We start from the raw sequence: 16,452 nt of genomic DNA on the forward strand, positions 1-16,452 counted from the left end.
CGGGGAACGCCCGGCCCGGTGATGCGGATCTCCGCCGGGCCGGGCGTACCCCGGTCAGCTCCCGTCGCGCGTGCCGTCCAGCGACTCGATCGTGGCGAGGGACGGCGCGCGGGTGACCTGGAGGTCCCGGGCGACGTCCTCCGCCGCGCCGAGCACGCGTACCGCGTTCTGCCAGGTCAGCTTGGCCAGGTCGGCCTTGGACCAGCCGCGGTCCAGCAGTTCCGCGAGCAGGTTCGGGTAGCCGGAGACGTCGTTCAGGCCGTCCGGCGTGAAGGCGGTGCCGTCGTAGTCGCCGCCGATGCCCAGGTGGTCGATGCCGGCGACCTCGCGCATGTGGTCCAGGTGGTCGGCGACCGTGGACACCGTGGCGACCGGGCGCGGGTTGCGCTCCTCGAAGGCCCGGTGGATCTTCATGGCCTCGGGGCTGGTGTCGAGGGAGTGCAGACCGTGGGCGCGCAGGTTCTCGCCGGCGGCGGCCGTCCAGTCGACGGCGGCCTGGAGCACGAACTTGGGCACGAACGTCACCATCGCCACGCCGCCGTTGGCGGGCAGGCGTTCCAGGACGTCGTCGGGGATGTTGCGGGGGTGGTCGCACACCGCGCGCGAGGAGGAGTGGGAGAAGATCACCGGGGCGGACGTGGCGTCCAGCGCGTCCCGCATCGTCGTCGCCGCCACGTGGGACAGGTCGACGAGCATGCCGAGGCGGTTCATCTCCGCCACGACCTCGCGGCCGAAGGCGGACAGCCCGCCCGCCCGCGGCTCGTCGGTCGCGGAGTCGGCCCAGTCCACGTTGTCGTTGTGGGTGAGCGTCATGTAGCGCACGCCGAGCGCGTACAGGCCGCGCAGGGTGCCCATCGAGTTGGCGATGGAGTGGCCGCCCTCGGCGCCCATGAGCGAGGCGATACGGCCCTGCCCGCGCGCCTCCTCCATGTCGGCGGCGGTCAGCGCGGGCGCCAGCTCGGCCGGGTAGCGGGCCAGCAGCCGCCGGACGCAGTCGATCTGCTCCAGCGTCGCCGCGACCGGGTCCGGCTGCTCGCACGGCACGTACACCGACCAGTACTGGGCGCCGACCCCGCCCGCGCGCAGCCGCGGCAGGTCGGTGTGCAGCCGCTCGCGCCGGTCACCGGCGATGTCCAGGGCGTCCAGGTCGTATCCGGCCTGCTCGCGCAGCGCCCAGGGCAGGTCGTTGTGCCCGTCGACCACGGGGAACTCGCGCAGCAGCGCGCGTGCTTCGTCCAAGGCGGCCACGGCGGTCACTTCCCGAAGCCGAAGCCGCTGCCCGCGCCCTCGACCTTGGAGCGCAGCCGCTTGCCCTTCTCGGTGGCCTGGTCGTTGAGGTCCTGCTGGAAGTCGCGCATGCGGTGCAGCAGCTCCTCGTCGTGCGTGGCGAGGATGCGGGCGGCCAGGAGGCCGGCGTTGCGGGCACCGGCGACGGAGACCGTGGCGACCGGGACACCGGCCGGCATCTGCACGATGGAGAGCAGGGAGTCCATGCCGTCCAGGTACTTCAGCGGCACGGGCACGCCGACGACCGGCAGCGGGGTCACGGAGGCGAGCATGCCGGGCAGGTGGGCGGCGCCGCCCGCACCCGCGATGATCACCTTCAGGCCGCGGTCGGCGGCCTGCTCGCCGTACGTGACCATCTCGCGGGGCATGCGGTGCGCGGAGACGACGTCGACCTCGTAGGGGATCTCGAACTCGTCCAGGGCCTTGGCGGCGGCTTCCATGACGGGCCAGTCGGAGTCCGACCCCATGACGATGCCAACAACGGGGCTCATTCGGTGATGGTGCCTCTCAGGTAGCCGGCTGCGTGACGGGCGCGCTCCAGCACGTCGTCCAGGTCGTCGCCGTAGGTGTTGACGTGTCCGACCTTGCGGCCCGGCTTCACGTCCTTGCCGTACATGTGGATCTTGAGCTTGGGGTCGCGGGCCATGCAGTGCAAGTACGCGGAGTACATGTCCGGGAAGTCGCCACCCAGGACGTTGACCATCACGGTCCACTTGGCGCGCGGGCGCGGGTCGCCCAGCGGCAGGTCCAGGACCGCGCGGACGTGGTTGGCGAACTGCGAGGTGATCGCGCCGTCCATGCTCCAGTGGCCGGAGTTGTGCGGGCGCATGGCCAGTTCGTTGACGAGGATGCGGCCGTCGCGGGTCTGGAACAGCTCGACGGCGAGGTGCCCGACGACGCCGAGTTCCTTGGCGATGGTCAGCGCCAGCCGCTCGGCGTGCAGCGCCAGGTCCTCGTCCAGGTCGGGCGCGGGGGCTATGACCGTGTCGCAGACGCCGTTGACCTGCTGCGACTCCACCACCGGGTAGGCGACGGCCTGGCCGTGCGGGGAGCGTACGACGTTGGCGGCCAGCTCGCGGACGTAGTCGACCTTCTCCTCGGCGAGGACGGGCACGCCGGCGCGGAACGGCTCGGCCGCCTCCTCGGCGTTGTCCACGACCCACACGCCCTTGCCGTCGTAGCCGCCGCGGACCGTCTTGAGGACGACCGGGAAGCCGTCGCCCTCCTCGGCGAACCGGACCACGTCCTCCGGGTCGCTCACGATCCGGTGCCGCGGGCAGGGGATGCCGATCGCGTCGAGCTTCGCACGCATCACCCCCTTGTCCTGGGCGTGCACCAGCGCGTCCGGCCCCGGGCGCACGGGGATGCCGTCCGCCTCCAGGGCACGCAGATGCTCGGTGGGCACGTGCTCGTGATCGAAGGTGATCACGTCGCAGCCGCGCGCGAACTCGCGGAGCGTGTCGAGGTCGCGATAGTCGCCGACGACGACATCGTTCACGACCTGCGCCGCGGAATCCTGAGGAGTGTCACTGAGAAGCTTGAACCTGATGCCCAACGGGATGCCCGCCTCGTGCGTCATACGCGCGAGCTGCCCCCCGCCGACCATGCCGACTACCGGGAACGTCACACCCCTAGCGTATCGGCCACGCGGCGGATGCCGGATCGCGTCCCTCTCACGGGCTCTTACCCGGCGCTTCCCCACCTCTTCCCGACCTGTTTCCACAGCGTGGCCCGGTCCACGGGCACCGGCGACCCCGCCCGGCTAGCATGGCGGGGTTGAGGAAACCTACCGACGGGAGCTGCACAGCCATGGAACCTCGTTCCTCGGGGCTGCAACGGCTCGTACGCGAGGTGGCCAAGTTCGGTGCCGTGGGCGGCGCCGGCGTCCTCGTCAATCTCGGCGTGTTCAACCTGGTCCGGCACGTCTCGGACCTGCCGGTGGTGCGGGCCAGCATCGTCGCGACCGTCGTGGCCATCGTCTTCAACTACGTCGGCTTCCGCTACTGGACGTACCGGGACCGCGACAAGGGCGGGCGCACCAAGGAACTGACGCTGTTCCTGCTGTTCAGCGCGATCGGCCTGGTGATCGAGAACGGCGTGCTGTACCTGGCGACCTACGGCTTCGGCTGGGACAGCCCGCTGCAGAGCAACGTCTTCAAGTTCGTCGGCATCGGCGTCGCGACCCTGTTCCGGTTCTGGTCGTACCGCACCTGGGTGTTCCGGGCGCTGCCCGCCCGGGAGACCGTGGCGAGCGCGGAACCGGTTGCGGGGCGGGAACCGGCGAAGCGGGCGCCCAGGCAGCGCGTGCCGTAGCCGCGCGGGCCGGGCGGCTAGCGGACCGTCGGCTGGTCGTCGTCCGGGGTGCGCGCCGGGGGCGTGCGCGAGAGGAACAGGCCGAAGACCGGGGGCAGCGCCTGGAGCAGCTCGAGCCGTCCGCCGTCGGCCTCCGCGAGGTCACGGGCGACGGCCAGGCCGATCCCCGTGGAGTTCCGCCCGCTGATCGTGCGCTCGAAGATCCGCGCGCCGAGGTCGGCCGGCACCCCCGGCCCCTCGTCGGTGACCTCGATCACGGCCTGGTTGCCGGTGACCCGGGTGCGCAGGGCGACGGTGCCGCCGCCGTGCATCAGCGAGTTCTCGATCAGCGCGGCCAGCACCTGGGCGACCGCGCCCGGGGTGCCGACCGCCTGGAGGTGCCGCTTGCCGGAGGTGACGATGGCCCGGCCGGCGCTGCGGTAGGCGGGCCGCCACTCGGCGAGCTGCTGCTGGATGACCTCGTCCAGGTCGAAGGTGACGGCGGAGCCGGTCCGCGGGTCCCGTGAGTTCGTCAGCAGCCGCTGCACGACGTCCGTCAGCCGCTCGACCTGCGTCAGCGCGATGGTCGCCTCCTCCTTCACCGTGTCCGGGTCGTCGGTGAGGGTGATCTCCTCCAGCCGCATGGACAGCGCGGTCAGCGGTGTACGGAGCTGGTGCGAGGCGTCGGCCGCGAGGCGCCGCTCGGCCGTCAGCATGCGCCCGATCCGCTCGGCGGAGGCGTCCAGCACATCGGCGACCCGGTCCAGCTCGGGGACGCCGTACCGCTTGTGCCGGGGGCGCGGGTCGCCGGAGCCGAGGCGTTCGGCGGTCTCGGCGAGGTCGGTCAGCGGGGAGGCGAGCCGGTTGGCCTGCCGTACGGCCAGCAGTACCGCCGCGACCACGGCGAGCAGCGCGACCAGCCCGATGATCAGCAGGGTCCGGCCGACCTCGCGGGTCACCGCGGAGCGCGGCTCCTGCACGGTGACCGTCTCGCCCTCCTCGCCGAGCTGCGTGGAGTGGATGGTGTCGCCCTCGGGCCTGTCGCCGATCTCGATGGGCGGCTTGCCGGGCATCCGGATGACCGCGTACTGGTCCTTGCTGACGGGGTTGCGCAGCACGTCCGCGTTGACGTTCTCGGCGGCGAGGATGCGGCTGTCCACGATGCTGGCCAGCCGCACCGCCTCCGACTCCACCCGTTCCTGGGCGCTGTTGCTGATCGTCCGTGTCTCGACGATCACCAGGGACACGCCGAAGACCGCGATCACCACGAGGACGACGGCGAGGGTGGACTGGATGAGACGTCGGCGCACGGGAATCTCCGGGGGGCTTTGTCAGTACCTTCGGGGCAACGCCCCGAAGGGGCGCGGGGGACTGCGCGACCGGCCACGGCGGACCGCGGCCGGACGTCCGCCGAGCCCTCTCCGGCGCGGCCCGTCGTGCCGGCCGGGCCCCAGCGGCTGGGGGTACCCCCTCCGGGGGAGCTCAGCTCTTCTCGAACCGGAAGCCCACGCCACGCACCGTCGCGATGTACCGGGGGTTCGCCGCGTCGTCGCCCAGCTTCTTGCGCAGCCAGGAGATGTGCATGTCCAGGGTCTTGGTTGACGACCACCACGTGGTGTCCCAGACCTCCCGCATCAGCTGGTCCCGGGTCACCACCCGGCCCGCGTCCCGCACCAGCACCCGCAGCAGGTCGAACTCCTTGGCGGTCAGCTGGAGTTCCTCGTCGCCCATCCAGGCCCGGTGCGACTCGACGTCGATCCGCACCCCGTGCGTGGCCGGCGGCTGCTGCGGTTCGGCAGCGCCGCGCCGCAGCAGGGCCCGCACCCGGGCGAGCAGTTCGGCGAGCCGGAACGGCTTGGTGACGTAGTCGTCGGCGCCCGCGTCCAGACCGACGACGGTGTCCACCTCGTCGGCCCGCGCGGTCAGGATGAGGATCGGCACGGTGTGACCGTCGGCGCGCAACCGGCGGGCGACCTCCAGGCCGTCCATGCCGGGCAGGCCCAGGTCCAGCACGACCAGGTCCACGCCGCCCTGCATTCCGGCGTCGAGCGCGGCGGGTCCGTCCTCGCGCACCTCGACCTCGTAACCTTCCCGGCGCAGGGCGCGGGCCAGCGGCTCCGAGATGGACGCGTCGTCCTCGGCGAGCAGTACACGGGTCATGAGGTGATGGTAGACCGCCCGCGTGCGGTGCCGGGGTGTGATCGGCACCCGGGCCTCTTACCTTCGTATGCTGCTGGTACGAACCATTGACCTGGGGATGCGATCGTAGGAGAGACCTTCGAATCAGGTTCCGTGGTTCCCGCGACACCTGTGATCCGTGTCTCAAGTCCTTCCATATCCGGCGGTGTCCTGCCGTATGGTGACCTGAACGCCTGTAGTACACCCGGGGACCTTTGGCGCGGCATGTGACGCTGAGGGTCTTCTTTGTGTGCGGGCTGGCCGAGACCAGCCTTGAAAGGAATGACCTCTGGCCGGGCTCCGGACGCAGCGACGCGTCGGGGGCGTGGATCCCGGTGGTCGCCGTCCGCCGCTCCGCGATCCGGGGCGGACTCCCCCTGGGCGTGGGGGTGTCGGCCGACCCCGCCGGTGCCGGCCGACACCCCCACCGGGCGCGCACGGCTCCACCGCGCGTCCCGACCAGCAAGGAACGACCATGGCGTCCAGCCTGACGAAGGACTCGGCCCGACCGGGCACCCCCGGTTCCGAGAAGACCTTCTTCGGCCACCCCCGCGGCCTGGCCACTCTCTTCATGACCGAGATGTGGGAGCGCTTCTCCTACTACGGCATGAGGGCCCTTCTCCCGCTGTACCTGGTGGCCCCGGGCGGCCTGCACCTGAGCGCGGGCACGGCGACGGCGATCTACGCCGTGTACCTGTCGCTCGTGTACCTGCTCGCCCTGCCCGGCGGCTGGTTCGCCGACCGCGTCCTCGGCCCCCGCAAGACGGTCGCCGTCGCGGGCCTGGTCATCATGCTCGGTCACCTGTGCCTGGCGCTGCCCGCCGCGGCGAGCTTCTTCGTCGGCCTGGTCCTCGTCGCCATCGGCTCCGGTCTGCTGAAGGCCAACATCTCCACGATGGTCGGCCACCTCTACAACGGCCCGGAGGACCCGCGCCGGGACGGTGGCTTCACGCTCTTCTACATCGGCATCAACCTCGGTGCCTTCGTCGCCCCGCTGGTCATCGGCACCGTCGGTGAGAACGTCAACTGGCACCTGGGCTTCGCGCTGGCCGCGCTCGGCATGGCGCTGGGTCTCGCCCAGTACCTGCTCGGCGGCCGCCACCTGAACCCCAAGAGCAGCGAGGTCCCGACCCCGCTGACGCCCGCCGAGAAGGCGTCCACCCTGCGCAAGGGCCTGATCTGGCTGGCGATCGCCGCGGTCTTCTACGGCGTCGTCGGCGGCACCGGCCACTTCACCCTCAACTGGGCGCTGATCCCGCTCACCCTCGTCGGCCTGATCGTGCCGATCCTGGTCATCTCCCGGATCCTGCGCGACAAGGACCTGGAGCCGGCCGAGCGCTCCAAGGTGTCCGCGTACATCTGGTTCTTCGTGGCCGCCGCCGTCTTCTGGATGATCTACGACCAGGGCGGCTCCACCCTCTCGCTGTTCGCCGAGAAGAGCGCCGACAACACCATCTTCGGCTGGGAGTTCCCGGTCTCCTGGTACCAGTCGGTCAACCCGGTCATGATCATGGCCCTCGCGCCGGTCTTCGCCTGGCTGTGGCTGTGGCTGAACCAGCGCGGCAAGGAGCCGAGCACGATCGTGAAGTTCTCCTCCGGTCTGGTGCTGGTCGGCGCGTCCTTCTTCGTCTTCCTCGCCCCGCTGTCGATCGCCGAGGGCGGCCACAAGGCGGCGGCACTGTGGCTGGTCGCGATCTACTTCGCGCAGACCGTCGGTGAGCTGACGCTGTCGCCGGTGGGTCTGTCGGTGACGACGAAGATGGCGCCGAAGAAGTACGCCTCGCAGATGATGGGCGTCTGGTTCCTCGCGGTGACCGCGGGCGACTCCGTCACCGCCCTGCTGTCGAACCCGGCCGTCGGCGGCGTCAACCTCGACAAGATGGGCTTCGTCGCCCTGGAGGCCGTGCTCGCCGTTCTCGCGGGCGTCGCGGTGTGGATGTACCGCGGCAAGGTGAAGAGGATGATGGGCAACGTGCACTAGTCACGGTGACCTGGCCGGGAGGGCCGCCGCACCCGGGTGGGTGCGGCGGCCCTCTTCGTGTGGGCGCTGAACGCCGGATCGCCGTGCCCGCGACCGGGCCCGGGGCCTTCGGGGCGTACACCGTGGCCGCCGGCGCCGCCGCCGGTCGTGGGGCACCCGGGGAACCGCCCGATGCCGACGTGCCGCCCGCCGCGCCGCCCGGCTGCCCGTCGCGTCCAGGGTGAGGGGGACGGCCGTCCTCACCGGGGTGCGGGCCGTGGTCGTACCGAGCGCCTTGACCGCGAGGGACGCGCGGGGACAGCGTCGAGGCGCCGCCGGCGCCGGGTTCGTGGGTGCCGGTGAGGTCGGGAATCCGTAGGGGGCCGCCGGACCCGACGGGGCTCGCGTTCGTCGGCCCCTTGCCCGGTTCGGCCGGGCTGGAGGAGACGCCCTTCCGCCAGGACCTGGTGATCTCGCAGCCGCCGGCGCGGCCGGCGGCACTGCCGAGCCGGCCGGGGCCGCGGCGGACGCGAGCGCGGCGGTTCGTCCCGGGTACGGCACACGCCGGAGTCGCGGTGATCCGGCGTGCGCCCGGCGGTGCCGGGGGGAGGCGGGGGCCCGGGTGGCCTCCGCCGGCGCTCAGGCGGGAGCGCCCAGCTCCGCCCAGACCGTCTTGCCCGGCGTGCCGGGAGTGCGGACCACGCCCCAGTCCAGGCACAGCCGCTGCACGATGAACATGCCGTGCCCGCCGGGCCGGCCGGCGCGGTGCGGGGTGCGCGGGGCCGGCTGGCCGGCGCCCCGGTCGGAGACCTCCAGCCGGATCACCTTGTTGTCGCAGGTGAGGAGCAGTTCGTCGGGGCCCTCGGCGTGCAGGCAGGCGTTGGTCACCAGTTCGGAGACCACGAGCAGTACGTCCTCCGCGGCGGCCCGCTGGTCGGCGGTGGCGGCGGGCAGCCAGCCCCACGCGTACAGCGCCTGGCGGGTGAAGTCGCGGGCGAGCGGGACGACCCCGCTCTCGCCTTCCAGGCGCAGCCTGCGGACCTGCCTGCCCCGGGTCTGCGGAGTGCCGTCGGCCGGGCCCGGCGGCCCGGACGGCGCGGCTGCCCCCGTGGCCGCGCCGACGGTCGACGCAGCCCCCTCGGACGCCCCGGAAGCGCCGCTGGGCTCCGGGCCGCGGTCGCCCGGCGAGTAAGGCCGGGTGGTGCTCATCAGCGCTTCACCTCACCGATTCACCAGTTCACGATTCAATAGTCCGGTCATTGGTCCGGCCGGCGGTCTCCAGCCGGTCAGTCCTGTCGAAGGCCTGGCCTCCGTCGGCACCCCGGGTGCCGTCTCGTCGGGAGGTGGTCCGCACGCCGTACGAACGCCGTCCGCACGCCGCCCGGTGGTCGTCCGAACGCCGCCCGGCCGGGAATCCATACCCGCCCGTCCGCCGGACGCACGCCCCGTCCCGGGCGCCCGCCCGCCTCCGGTGATCCGGTGACCGACGACCGGCCACCGGCGCCGGTGGCCGGCGGAACGCCTCCCGCTTCCTTCTGCCCACTCCTGCCCGACCGATCCGGCGGAACACCCCCCGTTTCGGGCAGGAAGTGTGTAACTCCCACGGGAAGCCGCGACGGACCGGACCGGGAGCCGGGTCAGTCGGCACCGTCGGCCAGGGCCGCCTCCAGGGAGTCGTGGACGGTGAAGACCGCCTCGGCCCCGGTGATCTCGAACACGCGGGCGACCACCGGCAGCATCCCTGCCAGATGGACCCCGCCCCCGGCGGCCTCCGCCTTCAGGCGGGCGCCGAGCAGGACGTTCAGCCCTGTGGAGTCACAGAACTCCAGGCGTGAGCAGTCCACGACAAGCCGCGTGAAGCCCTTGTCCAAGAGGTCGTCGAGGGGCTCACGCAAAAGATCGGCGGTGTGGTGGTCGAGCTCACCGGCCGGTGTCACAACGGCGCTGGAGCCCTCTTCCCGCACCTCCACCAGAAGCCGGCCCGACTGTGCGCTGCCGACCGTCCCGTGGTCCATGCCGTCTCTCTCTCCCGAGGTCGTGGCTGCTGATGCCCTCGAACATTACGCCTTCCATGCGCACTCCGACACCCGAACTTCCGCACAGAAACGGACATATCGCTACAGAACGCACTTGCGACTCTCTCGCTGCAGCGGGTAGGGCTAGTAAGGACACACGCACCTACACGCCGGCTTCGGAGGCGCCGCACACCGCAGTGCACGTACTGGCTTCGGCAGCCATATGCCGAGAACGATGGAGGACACCCATGTCACCCCGGCTCGACGCATCGCCTACCCCGACTGCGACGTCGACACCCCCACCGGAACAACTGGATCATCCCATCGGCCCCCTCGACCTCTTCGAGGGACTCCCGGAGATCCCCCCGTACGACGAGATCGCCCCGGTCGACGCGCGGGCCCTGTCCAAGACCCTCTTCGAGCGCCTGGAGTCGCTGGAGGAGGGGACGCACGAGCACGCGTACGTCCGCCACACCCTCGTCGAGCTCAACCTCGCGCTCGTCAAGTTCGCCGCCTCCCGCTTCCGCTCCCGCAGCGAGCCGATGGAGGACATCATCCAGGTCGGCACCATCGGCCTGATCAAGGCGATCGACCGTTTCGAACTCTCCCGCGGCGTCGAGTTCCCCACCTTCGCGATGCCGACCATCATCGGCGAGATCAAGCGGTTCTTCCGTGACACCTCGTGGTCCGTGCGCGTCCCGCGCCGGCTCCAGGAGCTGCGGCTGGACCTGGCCAAGGCAGGCGACGAGCTGGCGCAGCAGCTGGACCGCGCCCCCACCGTCGCGGAACTGGCCGAGCGGCTCGGCATCTCCAAGGACGAGGTCGTCGAGGGCATGGCCGCCTCGAACGCCTACACCGCCTCCTCGCTGGACGCCCAGCCGGAGGAGGACGAGTCCGAGGGCGCGCTCGCGGACCGCATCGGGTACGAGGACCACGGTCTCGAAGGCATCGAGTACATCGAGTCGCTCAAGCCGCTGATCGCCGAGCTCGCGCCCCGGGACCGCAAGATCCTCTCCCTGCGGTTCGTGGCGAACATGACCCAGTCGGAGATCGGCGAGGAACTCGGCATCTCCCAGATGCACGTCTCCCGGCTGCTGTCGCGCACGCTGGTACGGCTGCGCAAGGGGCTGACGCTGGAGGAGTGACCCTCCGCGCGCGACTTCCCCGCACTGCGGTGAGCGGCCCGGCCCGGACGCCGGGCCGCTCCGCCGTCCCCGTCACCCACCTCGCCGCCGTGCCGGGTGCCCGGCGGTCCAACCGTTATGCGGTTCCTCACGGAAACCTCTTCCCGCGACCGCCACCGTCCATCACCATGGGTCCCCAAACTGGCTGGTATGTCAGCGGCCTTCTCGGGACGGAGGGGTGTTGCATGGCTGAGGGGGACCACGCCACGGCGGGGGACCACGGCGACGCGCCGGACGCACGGCTGACCGAACTGCTGCGCTCCCCCACGCCCACGGCCTACCCGGCGTTGCGGGAGCTGCGCCGCCGGCACCACCCGGCGGTCCTCGCCTACGCCCGGCTGTGCGCGGCGAGCGAGTCCGCGGCCCGCCGGCTGACGGCGGACGCGTTCACCACGGCGGCCCGCGAGACGGCCCGGGGTGTCGAACCGCCCGTCCCCCTGCGCCACCGGCTGCTGCTGCTCACCGTGCGGCTGGCGGCCGGCTGGGCACGAGACGAACGCTCCGCCGGCGTCGACCCCGGCCTGCTGCTGGTGCTGACCACGGCAGGCCACCCCGAGGGCCCGACCCCGCCCCTGCTCCCGGCCTTCCGGTCACTGCCGTCCCGCGCCCAGGGACTGCTCTGGTACGGCGTCCTGGAAGCGGAACCCGAGGAGCGCACTGCCGCCTTCCTCGGCCTCGGCCGCACGGACGTCTCCCACGACACCCCGCGGGCCCTCACCGCCCTCGCCCAGGCCTGTCTGCGGCACCGGCTGGCCGCCTCCGACGACCCGCGCTGCGCGGACTTCCGGCGGCTGATCGAGGAGGCGGTACGGCCGGACGCCCCGCGCCGCAGCGCCGACCTGGACACCCACATGGCGCGCTGCCCTCACTGCGCGGCCGCGTTCGAGGAGCTGCGGGCGCTGCGGGACGCGCCCCGGCAGACCCTGGCCGAGGGCCTGCTGCCGTGGCGCGGAACGGCGTACCCGCGCGGGGACGAGCGCCCCGCACCCGCCGCCGCACCCGCCGCCGCACCCGCCGCCGCGCCCACGGCCGCGGGCACGCCGGGCCGGCCGCCCCGGGGCCGCGTCCTGCTGGGCTCGGCGGCCCTGGGGGTGGCGTTGACCCCGCTGCTGGTCTTCCTGTTCGGCCCCGCGCACTCCGCCGACCGCCGCCCGGCGGCGGCCACCCCCGCACCCTCCCCGGTGACGGTGACGGCAACGGTCTCGCTGCCCCCTTCCCCTCCCCCGTCCCCCACGTCCGCGCCCGCGTCCCCCTCCCCGGCGTCGCACCGCCCGGCGTCCGCCCCGCCCCGCCGCGAGACCCCGAGCCCGACGCCCCCGCCCGCCCCGCCGGGCACCGTCTACGCCCAGGTGGTCAACCTCGCCACGGGCCGCTGCCTGGACATCCGCGACGGCGACCTGGCGAAGGGCACCGACGTCGTCACGGCCCCCTGCGACTCCTCCGCGACCCAGCGCTGGAGCGTCGACGCCTCCCTGGGCGTGCTCCGCTCGGCGGCCGACGACGACTTCTGCCTGGACAGCCGGGGCTCGGTCGACCGGGGCGTGGGCATCTGGGAGTGCGACTCGGTCCACGGCCGCAACGGCGAGAACCTCCGCTTCACCGTCGCCCCCGACGGCACGGTCCGCCCCGCCATCGCCACCGGGACGGCGGTGACCCCGCACGACGGCGACGCCGTGACCCTGCGCACCCTGTCGGGCGGCCGTGAGCAGCGGTGGCGGGCGGGGGCGCGGTGAGCGTGCCCCGCGCTCAGACCACCCGCACCCCGCGTCGCCACACGCCGCTGACCAGGGGTACGCCCGGGCGGTAGGCCAGGTGCACGTGGCTGGGGGCGTCCAGGAGGGTCAGGTCGGCGTAGGCGCCGGGGGTGAGCCGGCCGATGTCCGTGCGGCGCAGGGCCGCCGCTCCGCCCGCCGTGGCCGACCAGACCGCCTCGTCGGGAGTCATCCGCATGTCGCGGACGGCCAGGGCGATGCAGAAGGGGAGGGAGGAGGTGAAGGAGGAGCCGGGGTTGCAGTCGGTGGAGAGGGCGACCGTCACGCCCGCGTCCAGCAGACGGCGGGCGTCCGGCCACTCGGCCCGGGTGGAGAACTCGGCGCCGGGGAGCAGGGTGGCGACCGTCGAGCCGCTGGCCAGGGCGTCCACGTCCGCGTCCGTGAGGTGGGTGCAGTGGTCGGCGCTGGCCGCGTCCAGTTCCACGGCGAGCTGGACGCCGGGGCCGTGGGAGAGCTGGTTGGCGTGGATGCGCGGGTGCAGGCCCCTGGCCTTGCCGGCCGTGAGGATCGCGCGGGCCTGGTCGCCGTCGAAGGCGCCCTTCTCGCAGAAGACGTCGATCCAGCGGGCGTGCGGCGCGCACGCGTCCAGCATCTCGCCGGTGACCAGGGCGACGTAGGCCGCCGGGTCGTCGGCGTAGTCCGGGGAGACGATGTGCGCGCCGAGGTACGTCACCTCGTCGGTGTGCCGCGCCGCGAGGCGCAGGGCGCGGGACTCGTCCTCGACGGTGAGGCCGTAGCCCGACTTGGTCTCGAAGGTGGTGGTGCCCTGACGGAGGGCCTCTCCGAGGTAACGGGTGAGGTTCGCCTCCAGTTCCGCGTCGCTCGCGGCCCGGGTGGCCGCGACCGTGGTGCGGATGCCGCCGGCCGTGTAGGAGCGGCCGGACATGCGGGCGTTGAACTCCTCGGTCCGGTCGCCCGCGAAGACCAGGTGGGAGTGGGAGTCCACGAAGCCCGGCAGCACCGCCCGGCCGCCCGCGTCGACCCGGTTGTCAGTGGCGGGTGCTTTGCTTGACTCACCGGTCCACGCGATGCGGTCGCCGTCGATGACGACGGCCGCGTCCTGGACCAGACCGAGGGGGGACCCCCGTCCGAGGGAGGGGTCGTTGGTGACCAGCGTGGCGATGTTGGTGATGACGGTGCTGCTCATGGTGTCGTCCTCGTGGGGGTCGGCGTTGCTCAGCCGCGCAGGGCTTCGACGGCGGCGGCCAGCGCCTGCGGCACATGGGGTACGAGCGTGTGCACGCCGTCGCGTACGACGTGCCGGCCGCCCACGACCGTATGCCGTACGTCCGCCGCGCCCGCCGCGAATACGGCCGTCTCGGCGCCCAGTCTGGGCAGTGTCCCGGCCGTCCTGACCGAGTCCAGCGCGATCGTCGTCAGGTCGGCGAGCGCACCCGGCTCGATGGTGCCGGCGTCGTCCCAGCCGAGGGCGGCGTGGCCGTCGGCGGTGGCGGCCCGCAGCAGGGCGGCGGCCGTCCAGTGGCCCCGGGTGCGGCTGCGCAGCCGCTCGTTCAGCTCCATGGCGCGTGCCTCTTCGAGCAGGTCGATGACGGCGTGGCTGTCGGAGCCGAGGGAGAGCGGGGAGCCGGCCCGCTGGAGGGCGACGGCCGGGCCGATGCCGTCGGCCAGGTCCCGTTCGGTCGTCGGGCACATGCAGGTGCCGGTGCCCGAGTCGCCGAGCAGGGCGATGTCCTCGTCGGTGAGGTGGGTGTTGTGCACCCCGGTGGTGCGCGGCCCGAGGACGCCGTGGTCGGCGAGCAGCCGGGTGGGCGTGCGGCCGTGGGCGGCGAGGCAGGCGTCGTTCTCGGCGGTCTGCTCCGAAAGGTGCACGTGCAGCGGGGCCCGTCGCTCCCCGGCCCAGCGGGCCACGGTCGCCAACTGTCCGGCGGGCACCGCCCGTACGGAGTGGATCGCCGCCCCGATCCGCGCGTGGTCCCGTTCCTTGAGAACTGAACAGCGTTCGGCCCAGGCCTCCGCGCTGCCGTCGGAGAAGCGCAGCTGGTGGGCGGTGGGCGGCTCGCCGAAGCCGGAGGAGAGGTAGCAGGTGTCGAGGAGGGTGATGCGGACGCCGGCCTCGGCGGCGGCGGCGATCAGCGCCTCCCCCATGGCGTTGGGGTCGGCGTAGGCGGTGCCGCCGGGGGCGTGGTGCACGTAGTGGAACTCGCCGACACAGGTGATGCCGGCGAGGGCCATCTCGGCGTACACGGCGCGGGCCAGGGCGTGGTAGGTCTCCGGGGTCAGCCGGTCGGCGACGGAGTACATCACCTCGCGCCAGGTCCAGAAGGTCCCGGAGCCGACCTGGACGGTGCCGCGCAGCGCCCGGTGGAAGGCGTGGCTGTGGGCGTTGGCGAGCCCGGGCAGGGTGAGCCCGCGCAGCACCTCGGCGCCGGGCGGCGGAGTGGGCGTCCCGGTGCGGACGGCACCGATCCGGCCGTCCGTCACCTCCACCGTGACCCCGGGCTCGACATACGTGCCGAGCCAGGCGTGCTCCAGCCAGTAGGTCCCCTTGGTCACCTGCGGACCAGCCCTTCCAGTACGTCGGCGAGTGCGCGCACCCCGGCCACGCAGTCGTCCTCGGCGGCGGACTCGGCCGGGGAGTGCGAGACACCGGTGGGGTTGCGCACGAACAGCATGGCGGTCGGGACGCTCCCGGAGAGGATCCCGGCGTCGTGTCCCGCACCGGTGCCGAGGACGGGCACCTTCAGGCCGGTGTCCTTGCCCAGGATGCGGCCGAGTTCGTCCCGCAGGGCGTGGTCGAACTCCACGACCGGGGTGAAGGACTCCCGGACGACGCCGAGGTCGATGCCGTGGGCGTCGGCGTACTCCCGGGCCGCCTTCTCGATGCCGCCCACCACCGTGTCCAGGGTGTCCTGGTCGGCGGCGCGGGAGTCGAGCCACCCGCGCACGAGGGACGGGATCGCGTTCACCCCGTTGGGCTCGACGGCGATCTTCCCGAAGGTGGCGACGGCACCGGCGAGTTCGGCCTCGCGGCGGGCGGCGAGCACGGTCTCGGCGTACGACAGCATCGGGTCGCGGCGGTCCACGAGCCGGGTGGTTCCGGCGTGGTTGGCCTCGCCCCGGAAGTCGAACCGCCACCGTCCGTGCGGCCAGATGGCACTGGCGACGCCGACCCGGTCGCCGGACAGGTCCAGCGCGCGGCCCTGTTCGACGTGCAGTTCCACGAAGGCGCCGATCCGGGCCAGCCGCCCGGGGTCGGGCCCGATGGCGTCGGGGTCGTACCCGGCCGCCTCCATGGCCCGGGGCAGGCTGACCCCGTCCCCGTCGGTGAGCCGCTGGGCCTGCTCCACGGTGAGCTGCCCGGCGGTGAGCCGGGAGCCGACGCAGGCGAGCCCGAACCGGGCGCCCTCCTCGTCCCCGAAGTTGACGATGGCGAGCGGCTTGGCGAACTCGACGCCCCGGCCGCGCAGTTCGTCCAGGGCGGCGAAGGAGGACACGACCCCGAGGGGGCCGTCGAAGGCCCCGCCGTCCGGCACGGAGTCCAGGTGCGACCCGGTGACGACGGCGTCACCGGCGGCCGGGTCCCCCAGCCAGGCCCACTGGTTCCCGTTCCGGTCGACCTCGTAGGCGAGCCCGCGGTCCTCGGCCTGCTGCCGGAACCAGGCCCGGCACTCGGCGTCCGCCCCGGTCCAGGCGTAGCGCCGGTAGCCGCCGGAGCCGGGGTGCCGGCCGACGGGGAGCAGCTCGCGCCACATCTCCTGGAAAGACGTCCCGGGCCGCGGGCTGTCGTTCCGCCGGGCGGCGGG

General features: G+C 73.0%; 14 protein-coding genes. 4 read left to right on the forward strand and 10 right to left on the reverse strand.

Features of this window, described 5'->3' with window-relative positions; translation table 11 throughout:
• Positions 1–54 precede the first annotated feature (54 nt).
• Genes AB0947_RS08945 through AB0947_RS08955 form a run of 3 tightly spaced genes read right to left on the reverse strand, consistent with a single transcriptional unit; the run spans position 55 to position 2,914 of the window.
• Entirely contained in the window at positions 55–1,248 is a 1,194-nt protein-coding gene (locus tag AB0947_RS08945; RefSeq protein WP_366749617.1) for a dipeptidase, read from the reverse strand.
• 5 nt (positions 1,249–1,253) lie between these two features.
• Positions 1,254–1,778 (reverse strand): 5-(carboxyamino)imidazole ribonucleotide mutase, encoded by a 525-nt coding sequence (purE, locus tag AB0947_RS08950; protein WP_366749618.1) that lies wholly within the window; start codon positions 1,776–1,778, stop codon positions 1,254–1,256.
• Positions 1,775–2,914: a 5-(carboxyamino)imidazole ribonucleotide synthase gene (locus AB0947_RS08955; RefSeq protein WP_366749619.1), complete on the reverse strand. Its 1,140-nt coding sequence runs from the start codon at positions 2,912–2,914 to the stop codon at positions 1,775–1,777. Before AB0947_RS08955 ends, purE begins: the two co-directional genes overlap by 4 nt.
• 182 nt (positions 2,915–3,096) lie before the next feature.
• Between AB0947_RS08955 and AB0947_RS08960 the strand changes: the two genes are divergently transcribed.
• A complete protein-coding gene (locus tag AB0947_RS08960) occupies positions 3,097–3,600 on the forward strand; it encodes a GtrA family protein (protein WP_366749620.1) in 504 nt (167 codons plus the stop codon).
• 17 nt (positions 3,601–3,617) lie between these two features.
• Here the strand turns inward: AB0947_RS08960 and AB0947_RS08965 are convergent, their stop codons facing one another.
• Together AB0947_RS08965 and AB0947_RS08970 are read right to left on the reverse strand one after the other, a co-directional pair.
• Complete coding sequence (locus AB0947_RS08965; RefSeq protein ID WP_366749621.1) at positions 3,618–4,889, reverse strand: ATP-binding protein; 1,272 nt, start codon at positions 4,887–4,889, stop codon at positions 3,618–3,620.
• A gap of 172 nt (positions 4,890–5,061) precedes the next feature.
• Positions 5,062–5,739, reverse strand: coding sequence for a response regulator transcription factor (locus tag AB0947_RS08970; RefSeq protein ID WP_030653180.1), 678 nt, complete (start codon positions 5,737–5,739; stop codon positions 5,062–5,064).
• 493 nt (positions 5,740–6,232) lie between these two features.
• Here AB0947_RS08970 and AB0947_RS08975 point away from each other — a divergent pair, with 493 nt between their 5' ends.
• The gene (locus AB0947_RS08975; protein WP_366749622.1) at positions 6,233–7,738 is read left to right on the forward strand and encodes an oligopeptide:H+ symporter; all 1,506 of its coding nucleotides are present in this window, start codon (positions 6,233–6,235) and stop codon (positions 7,736–7,738) included.
• Between the two features lie 618 nt (positions 7,739–8,356).
• Here AB0947_RS08975 and AB0947_RS08980 read toward each other — a convergent pair.
• Both AB0947_RS08980 and AB0947_RS08985 read right to left on the reverse strand, forming a co-directional pair.
• Positions 8,357–8,926: an ATP-binding protein gene (locus tag AB0947_RS08980; protein ID WP_366749623.1), complete on the reverse strand. Its 570-nt coding sequence runs from the start codon at positions 8,924–8,926 to the stop codon at positions 8,357–8,359.
• Between the two features lie 428 nt (positions 8,927–9,354).
• Positions 9,355–9,732 carry an STAS domain-containing protein gene (locus tag AB0947_RS08985; protein ID WP_171155630.1) on the reverse strand — a complete coding sequence of 126 codons (378 nt, stop codon included), beginning with the start codon at positions 9,730–9,732 and terminating at the stop codon, positions 9,355–9,357.
• A 248-nt stretch (positions 9,733–9,980) separates the two neighbouring features.
• On the opposite strand from AB0947_RS08985, the gene AB0947_RS08990 reads away from it, so the two are divergent.
• Together AB0947_RS08990 and AB0947_RS08995 are read left to right on the forward strand one after the other, a co-directional pair.
• A complete protein-coding gene (locus AB0947_RS08990) occupies positions 9,981–10,877 on the forward strand; it encodes an RNA polymerase sigma factor SigF (RefSeq protein WP_366749624.1) in 897 nt (298 codons plus the stop codon).
• A 224-nt stretch (positions 10,878–11,101) separates the two neighbouring features.
• Positions 11,102–12,649, forward strand: coding sequence for an RICIN domain-containing protein (locus AB0947_RS08995; protein ID WP_366749626.1), 1,548 nt, complete (start codon positions 11,102–11,104; stop codon positions 12,647–12,649).
• 13 nt (positions 12,650–12,662) lie between these two features.
• On the opposite strand, the gene hutI is transcribed toward AB0947_RS08995, so the two are convergent.
• The 3 genes from hutI to AB0947_RS09010 are packed head-to-tail and all read right to left on the reverse strand — an operon-like array spanning position 12,663 to position 16,401.
• Positions 12,663–13,835 (reverse strand): imidazolonepropionase, encoded by a 1,173-nt coding sequence (gene hutI / locus AB0947_RS09000; RefSeq protein ID WP_366749627.1) that lies wholly within the window; start codon positions 13,833–13,835, stop codon positions 12,663–12,665.
• A 29-nt stretch (positions 13,836–13,864) separates the two neighbouring features.
• Positions 13,865–15,202, reverse strand: coding sequence for a formimidoylglutamate deiminase (locus tag AB0947_RS09005; protein WP_366749628.1), 1,338 nt, complete (start codon positions 15,200–15,202; stop codon positions 13,865–13,867).
• Positions 15,199–16,401, reverse strand: a complete 1,203-nt coding sequence (locus tag AB0947_RS09010) for an allantoate amidohydrolase (protein WP_366749938.1) — start codon at positions 16,399–16,401, stop codon at positions 15,199–15,201. The genes AB0947_RS09005 and AB0947_RS09010 overlap by 4 nt, the downstream gene beginning before the upstream one ends.
• Between the last annotated feature and the right edge of the window lie 51 nt (positions 16,402–16,452).

Origin of the sequence: Streptomyces sp. NPDC047841 (assembly GCF_040704085.1) — a bacterium.
Classification (GTDB): Bacteria; Actinomycetota; Actinomycetes; order Streptomycetales; family Streptomycetaceae; genus Streptomyces; species Streptomyces argyrophylli.